The sequence below is a fragment of the Clostridium mucosae genome (assembly GCF_024622765.1).
GTDB lineage: Bacteria > Bacillota > Clostridia > Clostridiales > Clostridiaceae > Clostridium.
Window position 1 is genome coordinate 69,585 of sequence record NZ_JANKAF010000011.1, and the last position, 20,360, is coordinate 89,944.

The following is a 20,360-nucleotide window of genomic DNA, read 5'->3' on the forward strand; positions in this document are numbered from 1 at the left end:
TTTATATAATATTAATTATTAAAACCTTAAAATAACTCTTATATATTATAAACTATTCTATCCACTCGAATTATTTATCTGCCATCTCCATGAATCTTTACACATTTCTTCTAGTGACTTTTCTGCAACCCATCCCAACTCTCTATTTGATTTACTTGAATCAGCATAACATATTGCTATATCCCCTTCTCTTCTATCCACAATTCTATAAGGAATCTGTATATTATTTACTTTTTCAAAAGTCTTGACTATTTCTAATACACTATATCCATTCCCTGTTCCAAGATTATATGTAAATATTCCAGATTTATTTTTCAAGCTTTCTAATGCCTTTATATGGCCCCTTGCAATATCTACAACATGGATAAAATCTCTTACCCCTGTTCCATCTTTAGTTTTATAATCATCTCCAAAAATTTCAAGTTCTTTCAATTCTCCTGCAGCTACCTTTGTAATATATGGCATCAAATTATTAGGTATTCCGTTAGGATTTTCTCCTATTTCTCCACTTTCGTGAGCTCCTATCGGGTTAAAATATCTTAAAATAGTAATCCCCCAACTACTATCTGCTTTATATGTATCTCTAAGTATATCTTCAATCATTAGTTTTGTTCTTCCATATGGATTTGTTACTGATAATGGAAAATCTTCTTTGATAGGCATACTTTTAGCATCCCCATAGACAGTAGCTGATGAACTAAATACAAATTTTTTCACTTTATATTTTTTCATTGCTTTTAAAACCACTAATGTACTAGTTATATTATTATGATAATACTCGATTGGCATAGTACAAGATTCACCAACTGCCTTAAATGCTGCAAAATGTATAATTGCCTCAATATCATTCTCCTTGAATATGCTTTCAACCGCTTGTTCATCTAATAAATCTATTTTATAAAACTTTGGTATCTTATTTGTTATTTTTTTTATTTTATCTAAAACATCTAATTTACTATTGTATAAATTATCAGCTATAACAACTTCATACCCATTGTTCAACAATTCTATGACAGTATGACTTCCTATATAACCAAGTCCACCAGTAACTAAAATCGCCATTATATCCCCTCCATTAATTAAAATTCAAAGTTTCTCCTAATTTATGCCGCGTTCTTATCTCCAAATAAAACAAAAAAAGTTTTAAATATGAGCTTAATATCAAGCCAAAAACTTCTTTCATTTACATACTTTACATCAAGCTTCATCCAATCTTCAAAATCTATATTATTTCTCCCCATAACTTGCCAATAACAAGTAAGTCCTGGTTTGACATTAAGTCTTTTTAACATCCATGTTTCAAATTCTTTAACTTCATTTGGAAGGCTTGGCCTAGGTCCAACTAAACTCATATCACCTTTTAAGACATTTACCAATTGTGGTAATTCATCTATACTTGTCTTTCTTATAAACTTACCGATCCTAGTTATTCTTGGATCATCTTTTATCTTAAACATAGGACCCGACATCTCATTTTGTTCTTTTAATTTTTCTTTTATTTCTTCTGCATTTACTACCATAGATCTAAGTTTGTACATATCAAACTCTTTTCCATCTTTACCAACTCTTTTTTGAGTAAATACAATTGGTCCTTTTGATTCAAATTTTATTAATATCCCAACTATTATTAATATAGGACTTAATAATACTAATCCAGTAAATGAACCTATTATATCAATTACCCTTTTTGATAATCGATATATTAATCTACTTTCTTTCTTCCCAACTTCTACATTAATATCTAAATTAATATTACTCAAAGCGTATCCCCCTAATAAATCCTTATGAAGTCCAACTATTATTTCTGCATATTTATCAATAATATTACAGAGATAATCATATTCTTGCATAAAACATTATATCATATATATGTATTAAAACAAAGAACTGTAAATATACATCAATTTCGTATAATCCCCATTTTTATAAGTTATCTTTCTTATTATTTTAAAATTTAAATTAAAATTATCATATATAAATATTAAAACTTTATTAATATTTACATATATTGTTTTTTTATTTAATTAATCATCATTTACATTTTCAAATTTTATAGTTTTATTTATTAATATTTATATAGTTAAATATTAATTTTTATAGAATTCAACAAAATAAAAACACTTATAATACCCCTTTTATAGTAATATTATAAATGTTTCCATTTTATTCTATTTCAATACATCTTTTAAAGAATTTATGTAATTAATAGAAACTCCTCCACCTATTTGCATTATTTCCTTACTTTTTCTTTTCTTAATAGCTATTTTTTGATCTATATCTAAATTTGTATCACACAAAACTATAGCGCCATTATTAATTGCTACTATTGGTCCTACAGATAAAGCATCAATCAGTTCTAAACCTTTTGAAGCATAAATTTTTGTTATTTCATTACCATAGAATTTATCTATTACTGCAGCATTAGTCTTATATCTATCCTTACCGCCTAGTCTATTTCCTCTAATATCTAATGCTGTAATTGAATTAATATCATTTAATAGTTTATCTGATATAACTCCATTTCCTCCAATTATGTATGCATTATTTAAACTTTCATTTTTTAACCAATCATAACTATTAGAAGTTAAAGAATTTGCTTCCGTTAACATTATCGGAATTCTATCTCTTCCTGCCACAGCTGCTATTGACATTGCATCTGCTTCTGCATATCCATTTGCTAATAATATATTTTCAATATCATAACAATTTGAATCTATATATTTTGCTATTTCTAAAGATGTTTCATATCTATTTTTTCCGCCTAATCTAATTATATTATTTATACCCAGTTTATTTAATTGCTCTTGTATATTTTTTGAAACAACTCCTTCTCCACCAGCAATAATAACTTTCTTTGTTCCAAGTCTTGTTATTTCATTCATTGTTTCAGTTGGAATATTATTATTTTGTACTAATAATATTGGTATTTTCAAATATGTAGCTAAAGGGGTAACAGCTAATCCATCTGCCAACTCTAATCCATTAACTATTACTACAGTATCTGATGAAGTAAAATTTGAACTACTAAGCATTGCAGCTGTATCATATCTATCATGTCCTATGATGCTAGTAAATTTCACTTCATTATTTTCTTTAGGAAAAGTAACTTTAAAGTTTATTTCATCTCCATTTGCACTACCTACTTCTGAAATTACAATTCCACTATTTTGTCCGTTATTAAAATATAAACTATTTGAAACAAATCCACTTATTAAATCATTATTTCCAATGCTTATCCTTCCTGATTCTTGTGAAAAAAATGAAGTTCTAGTATTTCCTGAAGCATATGTGCTATTAATATCCCCATCTCTAAACACATAAATATGGTCTGGATACCCATTCCTATTTCCTAAATACGGATCAACATCTTCATTTATTCTGTAAACTATAAGCCCTGATCCTGGCAATGTGCTGTCCCAATTTCCTGATTGCTTTCTAAACTCTACCATAAAATACTCTTTTTCTGATAAAGGTGATTTGATCTTAAATGCAACTACATCATTTTTATTGGAGCTTTGAGAAGACTTAACTGTATATGTTCCATCACTCTTAATTTCTCCGATATTTAAATTTAAATTACTATAAAGATTCCTTGTATATACTAATGGTAATTGCCCATATCCATCTGTATTAGCCATAACATCCCATTCTCCAACAGGATTTCCTCTATAGTAATATCTATATAAGTCTGGATAGTTAAATACATGTAAGAATTCATGTATTGCTACTTTAAGTAAACTTTTATTAAAAATATTATTTTCATTAGTACCTATATTTATCAAGTTATAGTTTCCTAATTTCTTTCCATTTAATGATGAATCGCCTAAATATTTAGTTTCATGTGGCCATAGCATATTATTTGAAACTGTGGCTCCTGTACATAAAAAAGTTACTACATCAATTTCTCCATCACCATTTTTATCTAACTCATTTGCTGGTACATTTATATTATTTTTAACTGAATCAAAAGCCCATCTTATGAAGGCCTGTTCTTCTTTGCTTCCTGCAATATATTTTTCATAATACTCTCTTGTTTCTGGAGCTTCAATTGATAGATATGTACCTTCTCCTTTTGGATAAAAATCACTATTTATATTTATTTCTCCATAAGTTAAATCATTTATATATGAATTTAATGATATAGAACCTGGATCTGAAACTTTATCATTATTGCTATCAATAAAATTATTATACGAATCATTTAACTGATTTGATTTTTCGGCATTAATAAATTCGCCTTCACCTTTAAATCTTATAATTACAACTATATTCTTTATTGTTTTTGTTGAACCATTAGACATTAATGACGTGTTAGAACTATCCAAATCGTCATTAATATTATCCACTCCAAGGCTAGTACCATTTTCTATCATATAATTATATATATTGTCATTTTCAGCTTTACTATCTGCCAATGGTTTCATTGATGGTATCAAAAGTAGTAAAGCTATTATTGTAGAAATTATTTTTTTCATTTTTCTCCCCCTCATTAAAATGTTCAATACTAATAATCATTTTATCATTTTTTACATTTAATATCAAATATAGATATTTTTATATACACACTCTTTATTTTGTTTCCAAAATTATCTTTATTTTGCTATAATATACCTATATTTTGAATTTGGAGGCTTATAAATGAAAAAAACATCAAAAAGAAAAATTGGACTCATATCTATACTTATAATAATACTACTAATAATTGGTTCAATATCATTTTATACATATTCTCTTTCAAGCAAAGTTGAAAGAGTTGAAGTTGATAGAAATGATGTAACTAATACTGGAAAGGAAGCCCCTAAAGAAGCTGATGATGTCATAACTATTGCATTGTTTGGTAGCGATTATTCCGAATACTATGATGTTAGTTCCGCAGATGCAACTATGATTTTATCTATTGACACTAAAAATAATAATATAAAACTTTGTTCTTTAATGCGCGATATCTATTTAGATTTACCTCAGGGTGGAAAAATGAATTTAAACTATACAATATTGGATGGCGGGCCAAGCTCTATATTGAAAGCCATAAACTATAACTTTAATTTGAAGATAGATAAGTTTGTTCAAGTAGATTTAAAAAGACTTCCTAAAATAATAGATGCACTTGGTGGAGTAGAAATTGAAATAACTCCCGATGAGCTTGAATATATTAATGGATACATAGACCATATAGATAAAAATAACGAAACAACTACAGAACATATATATAGCTCTGGAAAACAACTTTTAAATGGTACACAAGCTTCTGCTTACTGTAGAATCAGATATACAGATGGAAGAGATTTTAAAAGAACTGAACGCCAAAGGGATGTATTAAATGCTTTATTTGTTAAGTTCAAAGATATTAACTTAACGGAAGTTCCTGGGCTTATAAATAATATACTACCTCTTGTAACAACTAACCTTTCAAACTCTGAAATTATATCAATTTCAACTAAAGCTTTGGGTATGGGCTTAAATAATATAGAACAAGGAAGATTTCCTTCAGATGAAAATATAATAAGTGCAGGTTTCACTGATATGTATCATACTAATATAGATATTGAAGGTACAACTAAAGAACTTCATAAATTTATATTTTCAATAGAGTAATTAATTAGAATATATAGAGCCTTAATTAGAAATTGAATATTATAAAATAAAAAATTAAATGCAAAAAGATTGAGCCTCAGGAAAATTTCCCTGGGGCTCAATCTTTTTTCTAATTAATTATAATAAGTTAATCTCTAATCTAATCCAAAGCTTACTTTCTGGTATCTTTCTTCATCTTTCGAAATAAAGTATAAATCAAATTCATTTAAGTCTTTTATTTCTGAAGTCATAATGGAAAACTCAACATATTTTTGATTATCTATTTCATTTATTTTGCAATCTAGTATTCTATTGTTTATATAAGCATAAGTAAATAAAACATCTTCACTATCTAGCGGAATGGAAAAATTCGTTAAGTTTGTTCCTGACTTTTCAAAAATGCTATCAGATAATGTACTATTCTTTATTAAATTACTATTATTTATTAAATTACTATCATCTAAATTTATTTCACTCGAATTTTTATTATTACTGTAGTTACTTAAGTTATTTGACTTAGTAACTACAAAATTATCTTCTTTTAAATTTCCTTCATTTAAATATTGTTTTAAATTCTTTATATGAACTTTATCTTCCATTTCATCATCTGGGAAGTAAAAATCAAAATGAGTATATTCAGTTGATTCAAATAACACTATATCTGGATTAAATATATTTATATAGTATTCATAATCTAAAACATTTCTGTAGTTATGAATTTTCATAAGCTCTGAAAAGCTTTCTGTTAAAAACTTTTCTTTATTATCAAAATAGCTTCCTGCAAATATTAATATTCTTGGTGCATTTGGATTTGCTTCATTTTTATAATGTGTAAAGTTTCTAAAGCTTTCATGCCTTTTTATTTCATCTTCTAAATCTTCTATGTATATAGAATTATCTTTTATTAAACTATAATGAGTTGTTATTTCGTTTAGTTCAAAATCTGATGCAACAAGAGTATCATTTATATAATTTTGTGCTTTATAATTGTCTATATTAAAAGCTCCAACTCTATTATCTAATAAATTAAGCCTATCTAATATTGCTGATATACCAATTATTGCTCCTGTTTCATTCCAATGCCTTGCATCATATTCTTTATCAAAAAGCAATCCTCTGCTATCTACAATTTCATCTTTTGAATTATTATCAAATTTATACTCTAAATATCTATTAAGTTCATCCGATTCAAATAATTCTTCTGCTTTACTTAACCTACTTTGCTCCCCTAATCCATCTGACTCTTCTACTTTAATTAATTCATCTGTTCTATCAAGAAGTCCTTCTGCTTTAAGAGCTTCAATCTTTTCTATGTATATAGAATTAACATAACCTTTTTTTAATATATCTTCAGCTAAGTTCTTTTCCTTTGCTTCTCTTAAGGTTTCTAAATTATTCAAGTAGTTTATATCCTTTTCTTCTAAAAGCTCTAAAAAGTATTCTATATCTTTATTTTCATAATTATATCCCTTTGTTATATACTCTGGGTATATAAGTTCTTTTCTTGGCTCTACTGCATATAAAAACTTTATACCTCTATCCTTGCAGTAGTTTTGAAATTCCTTTATGAAGTCTGAATATATCTCCATAAACTCTGGAGCGAATTCATTTTCTTCTGCCTTAGACATTATAAATCTATTTTTCCCATACTCATATTTTGGATGTGTTATTTCATTGAAATACTTGTCCATAACCTTAGCATAAATATCCACCATTTCTGTTCTAAAGCCAATTCTATCATCAACATAGCTTTTTATATTATTAAATACATCTTCATTTGAAAATATATCTTCAAAGTTTAAAAGCATTCTATTATCTATTTTAGATATCTGATCTTTTTCTAAATTCATAGACATTACTGGTATCAAAATTACCAAAAAGAAAGCTCCTATTTTAATTAAATTATTTATTTTTATAAACTTCGAATTTTTATTGTTTGAGCTTTTTAATTTTATGTTTTTATTGAACAAATTCATATTCATCACCTCACTTCTAACTATTCACTTTAAAATTGAAAGTAAATAAACGGACTATATGTTGAATTGACCATAAATATTATTGATATAATAAATAATAAAGTTATCAAAATTGTTTTGATTAATTCAAACACTTTTATGTCTCTGTATCTGTTGAAGATATCTTTTAATATTGGTGTTGAAGCTATTATGCCAATAATGATTAATACTATAAGCTTTCTGCTTATAAAGTAAGTGTATTCAAATGTTATATTACTAAAAGTAGATAATCCAAACATTATGGATAAATATTTTAAGCCTTCTTCTAAAGTAGTTGCCTTAAATAAAACCCAACCAATTACTACAATAAATAAAGTAATTGGTACTTTTATATATGATGGTATTTTTTTGTACCATTCTTTATCTCTTATGAATCTTTCTATTATCATAAATAATCCATGCCATAAGCCCCAAATTACAAAGTTCCATGAAGCACCATGCCATAAACCAGTTACTAAAAAGACAACAAATAAATTGAAATATACATTTCCTCTTCTATTTCCACCTAGTGGTATGTACAGATATTCCTTAAACCAAGTTGATAAGGATATATGCCATCTTCTCCAAAATTCTGTAATTGACTTTGATATATATGGATAATTAAAGTTTTCTGGAAACTTAAATCCAAAGAAATATCCAAGACCAATTGCCATATCTGAATATCCTGAAAAATCAAAGTATATTTGTAGAGTATAACAAATAGCTCCTATCCAAGCTGTTATCATATCAATTCCTGATGAACTAGCTAAAAGAAAAATATTATCAGATATAGCTCCAAGCATGTCTGAAATTATAATCTTCTTTCCAAGTCCTATTACGAACCTATTTATTCCATAGCTGAAATACTCAATAGATTCTTTTCTGTTCCTTATTTGCTCATCTATCGTTTTATATTTTATTATTGGTCCTGCAACTAATTGAGGAAAAAGTGATATGTATAAAGCAACTGAAAAAATATTTCTGTTTACTTTTCCATCATTTCTATAAATATCTATTATGTAAGACATTCCTTGGAAAGTAAAAAATGATATCCCTATAGGTAATACTATTCTTTTGAACTCTAAATTCATATTAAAAAGAGCATTAGTATTTGCTATAAAGAAATCGTAATATTTATAATAAAATAGCAAAGCTAGATTTAAAATTATCCCTAGTATTAAGAAAAACTTTCTTAAACCTTTTTTATCAACTGTCTTATCTATTAATAATCCAAAAATATAATTGATTAATATAGATACAATTAATATCTTTAAGTAGTTCATGCCCCCCCATGCATAAAATAACAAACTTGCAAGAAGTAAAATGTAATTTCTTAGTTTTTTACCAGAAATGTAGTATAAAAAAACTACTAATGGTAAAAACATAAAAATAAATACTGATGAACTAAATACCATATTTTCTCCTTTTCTAATTTAATATTTTCTTCTTTTGTTTCAGATTTAAAGCATATAGCACATAGTACTATAGCCATTTTAGTATTATATTATATTATATTAATTAAATATATTGTACTAATATATTACACTCTACAATCTAACTAGACTTATTTAACTAACCTATAGTATATTTTTTCTCTTTTTTTCTTAAGATAACCTTAAGTTTATATTAATTACCTTATATTTACTTGAATTCATTCTGATTTTATGCTATTTCGCTTGTAAAAAATAAGCCCCAGGAGAAATTCCCCTGAGGCTTATTTTTACAATATCTTTATTGGTTCCACAAACTTCTCTCTATCAATAAAATATCTATTAAATATTTCATTTTTTTCTATACTTTCTTCAATAATTTTCCCAAGTATAAAAGCATTAATTAATCCTTCCATCCCCTCATTTGCACAAATCACAAATCCACTTGCAAGCTTTTCTCCTGGAATTGTAATACCTGTACATTTACACATATTTATTGCTTTAACTATTCCTTTTCCCCCATTTGATGTGATTTCTTTTTCAGCCTTACCTTTAAAACTTCTTTGGATAGTTTCATCATAACCATATACATCTATTGGCCCTTCATAAGTTAAAATAATATCTGCAATATCATTATTAAATATATTCTTTATTTCTTTTATAGCAATATTTCTTTCATATATATTATCAAAAGAGTATTCTATGAATTCAAATTTTGCCTTAATATTTTCACTACTTGCTTTATCCTTAGCAGACTTATCTACTAAACTATCTTCTAATTTAGTCATCAATTTTTGCTCTGGATCATTCTTAAACTTGTCCTCCAGATTTTCTTCTAGCTTCTCTACTGCCTTGTCCACCAAATTTTCCCTATCTTCGTCCACTAAACTATCCCATTGATTATCTCTTAATTTGTCCATCATATTACTATTTTCATTTATATAATTAATTGCTTTGTCTATTTCTAATCTCATGTCCATTCCATCAGGTAAAACTATTGAATTATTCTTCGGTATCAATACTCTTATTTTATCTTCACTATATTTTATTTTCTTTTCTAATATTTCTTCAACTACATCTTTTAATATATGGAAGCTTTTCGATATTACTCCAATTCCTCCTGTAAAAGATATACTATCTATGGATAAACTTTCCTTTCCTGTGACTAATCCAACTCCTGATCCTATAAATGAATATAAATTAGTACTAAGTGCTGGTGCTAGTACTGATCCTCCACCATCTGTTCCTATTCCAAAGTCATTAATCCCTTTAAGGATATTAATAGCTGTTCCACTACTTGATCCTGTCATGCATCTATATGTTAATGGATTAATTAAATCTGTATCTATACTTCTACCAAGATGAGACATTTTATCTATAGTTGCAAATAAATATTTAGAATTTTTCCTTAATTTGTCCACCAAACTTATAGGAATATCCACAGTATTTTTAACTCCAAAAGTTAAATAATCATTATCTTTATCATTTACTTCTTCTCCTAAAGAATTATTTATAGAAATAACAGACCTACATAAATTTTGCTTTGCTAAAACTTTAGTCTTATGTAATTTTATTTTCTTCTCATCCATTGAACTAACCTCCTATTATATATACTAGAAAATTTTTAATCATCAAAATTTGATTAAAGTAAAAATATTAGATAGCAGTTAATTTATACTTATTAATAATAACTTTATAGTTGTACTAAATAAAAATAGATAAACTAAAATAAACTACCTTAAATTTGCATTAAATAAAATTAGAGAAATTAAAATGAGTTACAAATATTAAGCTTTCTTTAATATTCAATTTCCTTATTTTAACTTCTCCATTATATAAAATTATTTAGTTTTTATTTATTGTTTATTTCTTATGCTTCTTCTATGTTTATTTTTGTCTTTTGATATTTCAAATTACCTATAAACTCTATATCTAAATCTTAATTCACATAATCTTAATTCACATAATCTTTATTTAAATAATCTTATTCATATTATCTTTATTCACATTATCTTTATTCACATAATCGCAGTTTACATAATCTCTATTTGGAAATTTGTAAATTATTTATATAGCCTTTACAAAACAATCTCCTATATAATCTTTATATTAAAATCTTAAACTACTTATCTAAAAATTCTATAATAGTTTGCTTAAAAAACTTGTTCCATTTTCAGGTGCCTTTACTTTAAAGTAATCTGCAACTGTTGCTCCCACATCTGAAAGTGTTTCTCTTACACCTACGAATCCTTCTTTTATATTTTTTCCATAAATCATAAGCGGAACCATTTCTCTTGTGTGCTTGCTATGTCCTATTGTTGGATCATTTCCGTGATCTGCCATTACTAGTAATATATCATTATCTTTTACTGTCCCTATAAGCTCACCTATAAGCTTATCTGCAATTTGAAGTTTTTCTGCATATCTATCAACATTTTCAGCATGCCCTGATAAATCTGTTTCTTGTACATTACAGCATATGAAACCTTCTTTTACTTCTTTAGATATTTCTATTGTCCTCTTCAATACCTTTTCTGTATCTACCATAGGTATGCTTGTACCTTTTTCATTTATAACTACATCTGCTACTTTTCCTAATAAGTAAACTGGTACATTTTCTTCAGATAATATTGTTGATACTTGTGTATTTGGATTAACTCCATATCCTAAGTGTATACATTCATATCCTTCATTATAAACACCTGACTTAGGTGCATTTATTCCTATATATCCACCATCTTTTTCTTCTTCTGCATTTAATATATCTTCTAAAGTAATTCCTTTTCCTCCAAAAGTTATAACTCTAGGAACTGTTGCAATAGATCTAACTATATGACCAATTTCTAACACCTTACTAAAAGGTATTAAACCTAAGGCTGATGTTATATTAAAGGCTTGGCCTAAATCACATTCTATATTATCTGCAACAGTAAGAGCATCTTCAACTACTAAATACTTTTCTTTCTTACCTTCCTTATAATAAACTTTATATCCTGCTTCCTTTATTTCATTATATATAACTTCTATTTTATTTTTTATAGGTTCTCTAAATGTCATCTTTGGTTTTGTTCCCATTATTTCTTGATGTCCAAAGAAAGTATCTGCTCCAAAATGAGTTAACTTTCCCTTTCCAAACGTTGCATGAGGATTTTCCTTCATTCCATTTATTTCTGTTCCTAATATATTAATAAGACCTAACTTTTCAAGATTTGGTAAAGTTACATCTTTTCTTCTTTCCAAAATATGAAGACAAGTATTTGAATTTATATCCTGAGGTCTTGTTTCTTTAACATCATCCATTTCTCCAATGCCAAAACCATCAAGTACAATTACTACGAATTTTCCCATATTAATTTCCTCCTTTTTAAATTGTGAATACAATTTATTAATGAAAGAATGAAAAAATTTAAAAATAAAAGAATTAATGTTGTTTTGCTACGCAAAACTTAAACTATAGCTGTAAAGCACTTTCTATTCAAAGTTCATTAATGCCCTTTTACGAAACTCTTTCACTAGTAACTTTTCATTTTCTTCACTTATAATTAAAAGAAACTTCAGCACAAGGTTGTGGTATTATCCCATCCTCATCATCCATTTCTTTTTCTCTAATTATTTATTCAGTTTTATAATCAATAATTATAAATTGCGAATATAAAGGCCAATATAACTATGTATGTTTCATTTATCTTCGCCAACTTATATTTCTCACTTAAAATTATTAATTGAAGAATTAGCCTCATTAATGATATGTATTAAATTGGAGATTTTATTATAATGAGAAACTACAATTCTTATTTAAGATATCTAAGATGGCGTTAAGAATTTTTATTGTTTGAGCGCAGCGAGTTATAAAAATTTAGCCAGCTTAGATATCTTAAATTTAGAATTGTATTCGATATTATATAAAAATCGGAAAGTTAATACATATCATTATGTTTAATTCTCTATTATCCATTGATCCTTTTTCCTTGTGAGTCATAAATTCCAACTATTTCTGGATTTCCACTCTTTATTCCATTAACTATTGCCACATTGCTCCTTGTAACAAATATTTGAGTTCTAAAAGCCATGATTACTGTATCTGATACATTACAGTTTTCTGATAGTTCAAAATGATAATCTATACTTTCATCTGTTGGTGGAATTACTTTAATCATTTTTGAATCATCCATATCTGTTCCAACTAAAGCATTTTCCATATGAGATCTTCTATAATGACCTCCACCATAGCAATAAGCTCTATCTAATAAATTGTGTGATACTTCACTTACATAAACCATTGCTGGAAGTTCATCTCCATCATTAAATTTATGATATGGAGTACTTCCTGTTAGTCCATGTCCTGGTTCCCCGTGAGTTCCACCTTCTTCATATATTTTCTTTATGGAATTAACACAGGTAGCTGATGGCATATTTAATTGATCTATTTTTACATTGAATTCTTTTTCTAATATGTCTTTTGCTTCTTTAATTGTATCTATATTATTTGTTCTTTTAATTTCATTGCTTTCTTCATCAAACAAGAAACATGGAAATGAAGTTACACCAGCTAAATTTAAATTTTTAAGCTTAACTAATTCTGCTCCTACACTTTTAAGTTCATTTAATTTAAATCCACCATATTGTCCTGAATATAAATTATCATTTTCACCTAAGACTCTTAGCATTATATTTTGTTTTATATTAAGCTTTTCACAAACCTCATTAATTTCTTTTGCTTTTTCAATTGAGTAAACTGTAATATAATCTGGTTTAGACTTAATTACTTTTTCAATTAAAGCTTTAGGAATTTGAACTAAGTGTCCAACATGACCTATCTTTATTCCGTTATCTATCATGACTTCAGCTTCTTTGAAGTCTACCACTACTGCTCCATCATATCCAAGCTTCATAAATTCTTTGCAAATAAGAGGATTTCTACCTATTTGTTTTGTCATAAAATAAAGCTTTATACCATACTTATCTGCTTCATCTTTAAGCTTTTTTGCATTTTCTATTAAAGTATCTAAATCAATAACATAAGTATCTGGTATTATTACTCCTTCTTTATGGAGCTTAAATGCAGCTTGAACTAATTCCCTATTTCTTTCTATGGTCTTTTCAAGAAACATCCTTACTCCTCCTTACTTAATTTCTTTTTTAACATCCTCAATTGCACTTTTTAATATTCTTATTATTGTATCTGCCCCACTTCTCATTGGATTTACTCTTATCATTCTTTTTTCTAGAGTAGGATCAGCAGCTCTAAACGTTCCTGATACTCTATACATCATTGGAACAAATTCATATTTTGATTCTGATCCTACAGGATGTGATGCTGCTCCATATTTTGTAGCTAACTCTAAAACTTCTTCTGCTATATCTTCATTTAATTCAACTAGTAAAACTTTTGATTGAGCATTTGCAAGGAATGCATCTTTTACTCCTTCAACTTCACCACATTTTAATCTTGTTACAAGTTCCTCATTAACCTCTGATTGAATTGCTAATGAAACTGGTGCATATACAAGTCCTCTTAATGCCTCCATAGCTTCATGACCTTGAACTTGGCTTCCTCCTGAGTAATTTAGTGAATAAACTTTATCTACAAGTTCCTTATTTCCTATTAATACTCCAACGCCTTCTGGGCCTAATATCTTAAAGCAAGAAAAACTTCCAAGATCAGCTCCACATTGATTTCCTATTTTCTTTACCTTTAAAGCTGCATAATTATCATCAGTAATTATTTTTATATTAGAATTTGATTCTTTTATTGCAGTTATAACTTCTTCTAAGTCATAAGAATCATCAATCTTTTGTCTTGTATTTTGAACTAATGCCCCTTTTATATGTGGATTTTTTAATACTACATCTTTTACATCATTTAAATCATTAAAATTAGCTTTTATAATCTTAAGTCCCATAGTTTCAATAGTGACTTTTGAAGTTGGATATATTGGAGCATCATGAACTAATATTGTATCTCCACTTTCCATAAAGCTAATTAATCCCCATCTTATGGCACCTGTCCCTGCACCTCTTACTAATATTGCAGCTTCTGCATCAAAAACTTCTGCAAAAACATTTTCTACTTTCTTAGTATAAGTAGGTTTATTCAATCCTTTAACAACACCTAAGTCACCTAAAGATAGAACTTCTCTTCCATCAAAATGCTTTGTTATTGTATCTATTATTTTAAATTGTAGTTTTTTTGCTTCATCTAAACTTATTGAGTGTAATGGGTATGTTCTCATAAATCTTCCTCCTACTTAAGGTTATAAATATTTTTTATATTATTAACTAACATATTTTCTATATGCTTGCTAGAAATTTCATTTTCATATAATCTTGGCAGAAAGCTATCTATTAAATAACTATAACCAAGTCCACCATTTTCTCTAAAGTGAGATTTTCTTGTAATATCCATAGACATAACTATTTGATTGCTATATCCTCTTTCACAAAGAGCCTTTAACCATTCTGCTCTTTTTTCATCTGGCTGATAATTATTTTTCCCAATTGTATCAAATGCTATATTTACACCAGTATCTAATAATCTAAACATATATTCTAAGTCTCCACTTAAATCTATATGACTTAATGTAACCTTAGATAAATCTACATTGAAATTTTTTAATATCTCAATTTGTTCAAGTCCTAATTTCCCAAGTGTTGTATGTGTTATTATTGGAACTCCAGTTTCAAGATGTGCCATACATGAAGCTTCAAAAACCTTCTTTTCCATTTCTTCTATTTTATTTAAACTAGTTCCTATTTCTCCTATTACAGAAGCCTTTACCGATGTTTCATCTATACCATTTATTATTTCATCTACTAAAATATTTGCCATCTTCTTCTCATTTATTTTATAAACCTCTTCTGGAAGAAATGGTTCTTTATAATATCCAGTTGATTGAAGAATATTTAATCCAGTTTCATTAATAACTTCAGCTACATATTCAGTGCTTCTACCCATTCCTCTATTTGTAACATCTATAATAGTAGAAACTCCTTTAGCTTTTAAATCTTTAAATTCTTCAATAGTTTGCTTCTTATTATTTAAAAAACAATCTGCATCTTTTTTTACACCAGATAAATCTATAGTAATATGCTCATGTGCATAAATTATTTCCTTATTCATATAAACACCCCTTTGTTCAATTGATAATTGAAAATTGATAATTGACAATTAGATGGGATAATTCAGCTAGTTCTGAATTATTTAAAATTAAATTTTCTTAAACTCCTTAGATTTTATTCATTAATTATCCATTGTGCATTGTCAATTATCAATTGTTCCAACTCAGCTCGTCTGAGTTATTACCTTAATTATCAATTGTGCATTATCAATTATTAATTGTCCTCTTGCTCTTTCGAGTTATTATCTCAATTATCCATTTTTAATTATTTATTATTCATTGGATTCTTGCTTGTCCGAATCATTTCCATAACTCTTTTACTTTTTCATTCTTTAACTCCTCATTTTCATAACTCAGCTCGTCTGAGTTATTACATAAATTGTCCATTTTCCATTATCAATTATCCATTGATTAACTTGGTATTACATATAATCCAACTAAGTATAGTATGTTAATTAAAACTCCAACTCCAATTGCTCCAACTGGACCAACTGCCATATCTACTATTGGTTTCTTTGAAGTTTTGTTTAAACCGTATAAACCAACTACTACGAATAATCCAAGTCCTGGTGCCATAGCTTGTGCAGCCATCATACCACCTATTAATAAAGCTACTTCTAATACTTTACTCATAGCTGTTCTTATGTTATCTCCACATTTTCTAACTCCCGGGAACTTGTCCATCAACTTAGCTAATACATCTAAGAAATAGATTTCTAAAGCCATTACTGCAGCTCCTGCAACAAATGCTAATATTGGGTTTCCAATTAAAAATCCAGTAACAAATACAAATGTCATACCTGCTGGTGCATATACTCCAGTTGAAATTGCTGTAGTTGCAACTAGTGGTATAAATCCTATACCTCTTGCAAATGCTGTCATTGCAGCTTCAGTTGTTTTTCCTTCTGCTAAAAGATTTAGGCTTATTGGGTCTCCAGCTACTAAAGTAAGACTAGTTGCTGCTGATATTAATCCACCCATTAATGCTAATAAAGGTAAATTCTTTTTGATTTTCTTAACTCTTTCTGCAAAAATTGCTACTAAATCAATTTGTGGAGCATTTGGATCTGGTTTTTCTTGCATTGCAAAAGCAATCATTATTATCATACCTGCAAGTAATGCCATACCTTCTTGGTCTAACTTAACGCTAGCACCATTTACAGTGAAAGTTCCATATATTGCAGTTATTTGTCTAACTATTAAAGCAACTATTCCTGTAAGAAATCCTTTTTTAATTCCAAATTGATAAGAAACAACAAGTGCTGGGAATACTGCAAAAGCAACTGTTATCGGAGTTCCAACTTGCTTTAATGCGTCTAAGAAATTAACTGGTAACATTGCAAATAAATCAACTACAAATTGTAATCCATAAACTATACCTACTCCATAAAGAGCTCCTACTACTCCTGATATAGCTAATCCTTTTTTACCGCTTGGACAAAAAGATCCAATGATATCAGTACCTAGTAATATACTGTGAATCAAGATAATGGATGCAGCTATTGATACTGGAATACCAAAACCTATAACTAATCCAAAGCTGATTGCAAAAGATGTTGCTGCTAAAGCTTTCTTGTCCATTCTTCCTTCTAAGTATTCTGGAACTATGGCTCTAAATCCATCATTGAAAACAGCTATACCAGCATTTGATAATATTGCTGCTAATGCACCTAAAAGTGCTACAACTAAATATTGCATAAATAATACCTCCTAAAATTTTATAATATGATATTTATTGAATAACTAAATTTATATATGCTCTCAATTCTGATATTTTTTAAAACAAGCATGCTATCCTTTCATATGCTAATAGTTTTTATAGCATATTTTTTATGGCATATATTAAAAATATACAAATTACTAAATATATAGATTAATAGATATATATATTATTAAAGAAAGCATATAGTTATAACTTGCTAAAATATCTTTACTTAAATCACGTAAAATCTAATAAATTTTAGTGATTTAAGTAAAGGCTATTTTGCAAATTAATATTTATTTTTATAGTAGATATTTAAGAATTACTGGTATAACTTCTTCTGCGTGTTGTGCTGTAAATCCATAAGCTTTTTTTCCTGCTTCAACTTCTGCTTTTATTTCTGCTTCACTCTTAATATTTCCTGGCATTGATACTGTTGCGCATTGTCCCATTCCAAGTAGTGCTATTGCCATTGCAAGTGCTCCACCCCCACCAGTGTTACATGCTCCTAAGTAAAAGTCTGCTGTTCCTGTTTTTATTGCCATTGCTGCTTCTATATCACTTTTTATTTCTATAGTTGCTCTGTCTCCTGCTATTTTTGCTGTTATATCTGCTACTCTTTGCTTGTCTATTTGTCCACCTATTACTATTTTCTTCATTTTTTATTCCTCCAATACAAATTTAATTTTTAATATTGATATTAATTCCGTTTTAATAACTTTATTCCCAATTTTTATAAGTTACTTTAAACTTAAGCTTTTGTTCTCAAATTTCATACTGAGCTCTCGTACTCAAATATACTTTTAATCTTACTTAATAGTTTCAACTTACTTGTCCATATTTTTTCTCATATATTATCTGCAAATTATATTTTTTCACTTACATGGTCATTATCTGTAGTGACATACAATTTCTTTATCATAATGTTTATTATAAACCCATATTATACTCGTATTTTTAAATCGTATACAAGTCGGCTATATTTATTTATTACAATCTACCTCACTTATATAATTAGTCTTCAGATTACCCTAACTATATTAATGTACAAACATGCATAACTACAAAATCAAGTTCTGAATCTGGAATTTCACCTATGATACTTTCTAAATCTTTTACTACTTTAAGAGCTTCATCATAATTTTCATTTTCTTTTAAGGATTGTGCTACAACATCATCTAATTTATTTACTAAATTATTTTCATCAATTCTTCCTAAGGCAGAACATAAATGAGTTATAAACATTGATGCGTTTTCTTCTAAAAGCTTTACTCCTCTTTTTTCTTCAAAATAATTTATAACTTGTATTATTTTATTGTAATTTTCTTTTGATAATTGTCCTGAATCTCTTAATATATCTAATCTTAATGTTAATTCCATTTTAAAGCCTCCAACGTACATTTTTTTGTATTTTGATTTTAACAATACCTCTAATATTGAGGCATTATCTTCTTTTCCATAACCAATCTTTGATATTCTTTCACATCTTCTACATTTAATACCCTAGAAAATAGTGCTGGAACAATAGAGTTCTCCTTATTTGCAATTATTACTGCTTCCGTATCTTTAATATTTTTGCTCTCCCTATTTATAGGAATAAAATTCATATCATCTTTCCTATCTTCAATATCATCTAAATTCCATATAGCAGCATCTATTTTATTATCTTTTATAGCTGTAATGAATTGACTGTAGTTTAATGGAACATATTCAACTTCTATATCTTCAAAATATATTTTACTTAACATAAATTGATCTATAGATGAATTATCTATTCCTACCCTTGTCCCTCTTTTAAATTCACCGTTAAATTCTTTAGAAACCACTATTATATGTTCATTAACATAACTAAAATCTCCAAAGGTTTTAACTATTTGTATTGGCTTGTTGTTTTCTAAATAATAATCTGCTGTTAGTCTTGAAGTAACTGCAAAATCATATCTACCATCTTCTAAAGCTTTTAATCTATGATTAGACCCTCTCATGAAAGCTAGATTTGTATTAACTCCACTATCATTTAGGCATTTACAAAGTCCTGTTGCCAAACCTTCATACCTCTTAGAATAAGGTAATGGCATAACTCCTACTAAGGATTTTATTCCTGTAAGTTCTAGAAGTCTTATGTAATCTATATCTTTTACAAATGTTCCTAAGTGTCCTCTAGATTCTAAAGTTATTGCATTATGATCTTTTAAAAACTTTAAAGCAGATTGTATTGTTCCTCTAGCACTTTCATAACTTTCAGCAAGCTCTGCTACAGTTTTAATTCTATCACCTTCATTAAGAGATAAAAATTCAACTGCTAAAGAAGTAATTGCTATTCCAAGCTTTTGCATAAGCTTACTTTGAACGTCCAATTTACCACTCCCTTATATAAATGTACAATATTTTGTATATTTATAATATAACATCTTTTGTTTACATTTACAATAGTAATTTCAAACTTTCTGAAAACATTTTAATTTCTAATTTTCTAAGTCCTCAGATAATCACCCTAAATCACAGAAAACTCAAAAACTTTATCTTTATCTATTTAGCAAAA

Annotated in this window: 15 protein-coding genes; 1 reads left to right on the plus strand and 14 read right to left on the minus strand. The window is 27.6% G+C overall.

Annotated elements, in window-relative coordinates:
• Nucleotides 1-57: 57 nt before the first annotated feature.
• The 3 genes from galE to NSA50_RS12760 form a co-directional block, all read right to left on the minus strand.
• On the minus strand, nucleotides 58-1,062 hold the full coding sequence (gene galE / locus NSA50_RS12750) for a UDP-glucose 4-epimerase GalE (protein ID WP_257445578.1): 1,005 nt from the start codon (nucleotides 1,060-1,062) through the stop codon (nucleotides 58-60).
• Between the two features lie 41 nt (nucleotides 1,063-1,103).
• Entirely contained in the window at nucleotides 1,104-1,760 is a 657-nt protein-coding gene (locus NSA50_RS12755) for a sugar transferase (RefSeq protein WP_306813939.1), read from the minus strand.
• Between the two features lie 408 nt (nucleotides 1,761-2,168).
• Nucleotides 2,169-4,475, minus strand: coding sequence for a cell wall-binding repeat-containing protein (locus tag NSA50_RS12760; RefSeq protein ID WP_257445579.1), 2,307 nt, complete (start codon nucleotides 4,473-4,475; stop codon nucleotides 2,169-2,171).
• 163 nt (nucleotides 4,476-4,638) lie between these two features.
• On the opposite strand from NSA50_RS12760, the gene NSA50_RS12765 reads away from it, so the two are divergent.
• Complete coding sequence (locus tag NSA50_RS12765; RefSeq protein WP_257445581.1) at nucleotides 4,639-5,595, plus strand: LCP family protein; 957 nt, start codon at nucleotides 4,639-4,641, stop codon at nucleotides 5,593-5,595.
• Nucleotides 5,596-5,729: 134 nt separating this feature from the next.
• On the opposite strand, the gene NSA50_RS12770 is transcribed toward NSA50_RS12765, so the two are convergent.
• The 11 genes from NSA50_RS12770 to yhfZ form a co-directional block, all read right to left on the minus strand.
• A complete protein-coding gene (locus tag NSA50_RS12770) occupies nucleotides 5,730-7,451 on the minus strand; it encodes an alginate O-acetyltransferase (protein ID WP_257445583.1) in 1,722 nt (573 codons plus the stop codon).
• A 128-nt stretch (nucleotides 7,452-7,579) separates the two neighbouring features.
• Nucleotides 7,580-8,983 carry an MBOAT family O-acyltransferase gene (locus NSA50_RS12775; protein WP_257445585.1) on the minus strand — a complete coding sequence of 468 codons (1,404 nt, stop codon included), beginning with the start codon at nucleotides 8,981-8,983 and terminating at the stop codon, nucleotides 7,580-7,582.
• A gap of 305 nt (nucleotides 8,984-9,288) precedes the next feature.
• The gene (locus NSA50_RS12780; RefSeq protein ID WP_257445587.1) at nucleotides 9,289-10,587 is read right to left on the minus strand and encodes an amidase; all 1,299 of its coding nucleotides are present in this window, start codon (nucleotides 10,585-10,587) and stop codon (nucleotides 9,289-9,291) included.
• A 550-nt stretch (nucleotides 10,588-11,137) separates the two neighbouring features.
• A complete protein-coding gene (locus NSA50_RS12785) occupies nucleotides 11,138-12,346 on the minus strand; it encodes a phosphopentomutase (RefSeq protein WP_257445589.1) in 1,209 nt (402 codons plus the stop codon).
• Nucleotides 12,347-12,945: 599 nt separating this feature from the next.
• The gene (locus NSA50_RS12790) at nucleotides 12,946-14,109 is read right to left on the minus strand and encodes a YhfX family PLP-dependent enzyme (protein WP_257445591.1); all 1,164 of its coding nucleotides are present in this window, start codon (nucleotides 14,107-14,109) and stop codon (nucleotides 12,946-12,948) included.
• A 12-nt stretch (nucleotides 14,110-14,121) separates the two neighbouring features.
• Nucleotides 14,122-15,231 carry an aminotransferase class V-fold PLP-dependent enzyme gene (locus NSA50_RS12795; protein ID WP_195429067.1) on the minus strand — a complete coding sequence of 370 codons (1,110 nt, stop codon included), beginning with the start codon at nucleotides 15,229-15,231 and terminating at the stop codon, nucleotides 14,122-14,124.
• A gap of 11 nt (nucleotides 15,232-15,242) precedes the next feature.
• On the minus strand, nucleotides 15,243-16,118 hold the full coding sequence (locus NSA50_RS12800) for a phosphotriesterase family protein (protein WP_257445594.1): 876 nt from the start codon (nucleotides 16,116-16,118) through the stop codon (nucleotides 15,243-15,245).
• Nucleotides 16,119-16,527: 409 nt separating this feature from the next.
• Nucleotides 16,528-17,814 (minus strand): YhfT family protein, encoded by a 1,287-nt coding sequence (locus tag NSA50_RS12805; protein WP_257445596.1) that lies wholly within the window; start codon nucleotides 17,812-17,814, stop codon nucleotides 16,528-16,530.
• A gap of 306 nt (nucleotides 17,815-18,120) precedes the next feature.
• Entirely contained in the window at nucleotides 18,121-18,477 is a 357-nt protein-coding gene (locus NSA50_RS12810) for a DUF2620 domain-containing protein (protein ID WP_195263742.1), read from the minus strand.
• 376 nt (nucleotides 18,478-18,853) lie between these two features.
• Nucleotides 18,854-19,198 carry a PRD domain-containing protein gene (locus NSA50_RS12815; RefSeq protein WP_195263741.1) on the minus strand — a complete coding sequence of 115 codons (345 nt, stop codon included), beginning with the start codon at nucleotides 19,196-19,198 and terminating at the stop codon, nucleotides 18,854-18,856.
• A 50-nt stretch (nucleotides 19,199-19,248) separates the two neighbouring features.
• Entirely contained in the window at nucleotides 19,249-20,175 is a 927-nt protein-coding gene (yhfZ, locus tag NSA50_RS12820; protein WP_257445598.1) for a GntR family transcriptional regulator YhfZ, read from the minus strand.
• Nucleotides 20,176-20,360 lie beyond the last annotated feature (185 nt).

Coding starts and splice junctions, on each gene's coding strand:
- galE (WP_257445578.1), bottom strand. CDS start 1,062: ATGGCGATTTTAGTTACTGGTGGACTTGGTTATATAGGAAGTCATACT.
- NSA50_RS12760 (WP_257445579.1), bottom strand. CDS start 4,475: ATGAAAAAAATAATTTCTACAATAATAGCTTTACTACTTTTGATACCA.
- NSA50_RS12765 (WP_257445581.1), top strand. CDS start 4,639: ATGAAAAAAACATCAAAAAGAAAAATTGGACTCATATCTATACTTATA.
- NSA50_RS12775 (WP_257445585.1), bottom strand. CDS start 8,983: ATGGTATTTAGTTCATCAGTATTTATTTTTATGTTTTTACCATTAGTA.
- NSA50_RS12780 (WP_257445587.1), bottom strand. CDS start 10,587: ATGGATGAGAAGAAAATAAAATTACATAAGACTAAAGTTTTAGCAAAG.
- NSA50_RS12785 (WP_257445589.1), bottom strand. CDS start 12,346: ATGGGAAAATTCGTAGTAATTGTACTTGATGGTTTTGGCATTGGAGAA.
- NSA50_RS12790 (WP_257445591.1), bottom strand. CDS start 14,109: ATGTTTCTTGAAAAGACCATAGAAAGAAATAGGGAATTAGTTCAAGCT.
- NSA50_RS12795 (WP_195429067.1), bottom strand. CDS start 15,231: ATGAGAACATACCCATTACACTCAATAAGTTTAGATGAAGCAAAAAAA.
- NSA50_RS12800 (WP_257445594.1), bottom strand. CDS start 16,118: ATGAATAAGGAAATAATTTATGCACATGAGCATATTACTATAGATTTA.
- NSA50_RS12805 (WP_257445596.1), bottom strand. CDS start 17,814: ATGCAATATTTAGTTGTAGCACTTTTAGGTGCATTAGCAGCAATATTA.
- NSA50_RS12810 (WP_195263742.1), bottom strand. CDS start 18,477: ATGAAGAAAATAGTAATAGGTGGACAAATAGACAAGCAAAGAGTAGCA.
- NSA50_RS12815 (WP_195263741.1), bottom strand. CDS start 19,198: ATGGAATTAACATTAAGATTAGATATATTAAGAGATTCAGGACAATTA.